2 protein-coding genes are annotated in these 2138 nt (G+C 70.0%); both read right to left on the reverse strand.

The genetic code is table 11. From position 1 onward, the window contains the following. Positions 1-125 precede the first annotated feature (125 nt). Positions 126-923: an IS21-like element helper ATPase IstB gene (istB, locus tag DPA01S_RS15860; RefSeq protein WP_061917874.1), complete on the reverse strand. Its 798-nt coding sequence runs from the start codon at positions 921-923 to the stop codon at positions 126-128. Next, on the reverse strand, positions 920-2138 hold a 1219-nt coding region (locus DPA01S_RS15865; RefSeq protein WP_061917877.1), incomplete at its 5' end, for an IS21 family transposase. The genes istB and DPA01S_RS15865, both read right to left, overlap by 4 nt.

Raw genomic sequence — 2138 nt, forward strand, 5'->3', positions numbered from 1 at the left:
TTGTCAAGGGCCAGTGAGTTCTGCCCAGGGGCGGTCTTGAGACCTGCCCGGTGACGGTCACCAGATCTGCCCGGAGATGGCCATGGGATCTGCCCAGGGGCTGGCCATCTCGGGTCCTCGGGTTGTCAGGCCAAGGGCTTCACCCCCTGGCCTGCGAGTGCTTGGGAGAGGCGGACGGAGTCGCCGCTGGTCTGGCAGACGTGGGCGTGGTGCAGGAGCCGGTCCACTGTCGCGGTGGCGATGGTCTTGGGCATGAGTTCGTCGAAGCCGGCCGGGTGCAGGTTCGAGCTGATCGCGATGGCTCGTTTTTCGTAGGCGGCGTCCACCAGGCGGTAAAGCCCTTCAGCGGCGTCGGTGGCCACCGGCAGCAGTCCGATGTCGTCGACGATGATCAGGTCGGCGCGCAGGATCTTGGCGATGGCCTTGGTGACGGTGTCGTCGGCGCGGTGACTGCGCAGGAGAACGCCGAGGTCTTCCAGGGTGAACCAGGAGACCTTCAGTCCCTCCTCGACCGCCTGCTGCCCGAGGGCCTCGAGCAGGAACGTCTTGCCGGTCCCAGAGGGCCCGCAGACGACGAGGTTCTCCTTGCGGTGCACCCACTCCAGCGTCCGCAACGCCTGTTGAGTCGGTGCTGGAATCGAGGAGACGGACTCGTCCCACGCGTCGAACGTCTTGCCAGTGGGAAACCCGGCGGCAGCGCGTCGAGTGGCCAGCGAGGCCCGGTCGCGGCCGCTGGCCTCCTCAGCCAACAGCGCACGCAGCACCTCGGCCGGGTCCCAGCGTTGGGCTTTGGCGGTGGCGATCACCTCGGGCGCGTGGCGGCGAATGTGCGGCAGTCTCAGGCGCCGCAACACGGCATCCAGGTCTGCGGGCAGCGGCGGACTGGCCGGCACACCCAGCGCCGGAACCTCGGTGGCGGTCATCGGTCTACCTCCTCAGAATCGGCGGCCACCGGTGATTGCCCGCCGAGGGCGGCCCATCCGGAAGTGCCCTGGGTCAGCGACCGGTCCTCACCCGCTGTGTGGGCTTGGCCGGCACCGCCGGAGGCGGCGTGGTGGTTCAGGATCGACGGCAGATCGGCCTCGGCGAACCGGCTGTGCAGCGCCGCGTGACCGAGCGCCCAGTCGACCTCGCCCGGGTCGAACAGTTTGGCCAGGGCGACGGCCTCGGCCATCTTCACCCGCATCCTGGCCGTGCCCGCGGCGGCGGCCTCGGTCAGCCACAGTCGGGCCCCGTCGCCGAGGGCCAGGAAGGCCGCCTCCGCGGCGTTGCGGGCCTTGGGTTGGCGGTGCAGGGCCCCGGCCGGGGCGTCCGGGAAGTGCGCATCGGCAAGTCGTGGGCTGCCCGGGGTGGCCCGCGGGTGGCGGGCCACCTCCACCGGCCCATCCGCTCCGACGTGCACCACGACGATCTGCTCGCCGGCGCCGGCACCATAGGCGCGGACCCACACGGTCTGACCGAGCAGCGTGTGCGGCACCGAGTACTGTCCGGATTCAAACGTCACCATCGGCGAGTTCACCGGCACCTGCCGGGTCGCCCCCAGCGCCACCGTGTATGCCTCGGTCGGCACGGTGTGCAGGCGGGCCCGTTCCTGGACGAGCATCTCCGCTGGCGCTCGCCGAGTGACGCGGTGCTCCCGGTCGTTGATCTGCTCGCACCACTGCTCGCAGGCCTCCTCCAGCTCAGCGAACGAGGAGTACTCGCCGCGCAGGTTCGTCTCCTTGGGCACCAGGTCGGCTTTGGCGACCTTGACCGTGGACTCGCTACCACCCTTGGAAGCCGGATCCGCGGGCTCGCACGTGAGCACCGTGACCCCATAGTGGCGGGCGAACGCCACCACCTGCGGGTTGCGCACCGCCATCCCGGCCACGTGCTCAACGGTGACGGTCTTCTCGTTGTCGGTCAGCACATACGTCGGCGCCCCGCCCAGGCGGCGCAACGTCACATCCAGGGCAGCGAACACACTCGGGGCCGTCTTGTCGCGGATCGGCAGGACCACCCGGAACCGTGACCACGCCAGCCACGCGCAAAACAGCACGGTCTTGACCCCGTCGATCACCGGACCGTCACCGAAGTCGTACTGCAACCACAGGCCCGGCTCGGTCACCCAGGGCCGGTGCACCCGCGCATGGCCCACG

The organism is Dietzia papillomatosis NBRC 105045 (genome assembly GCF_001570845.1).
In the GTDB taxonomy this organism is placed as follows: Bacteria; Actinomycetota; Actinomycetes; order Mycobacteriales; family Mycobacteriaceae; genus Dietzia; species Dietzia cinnamea.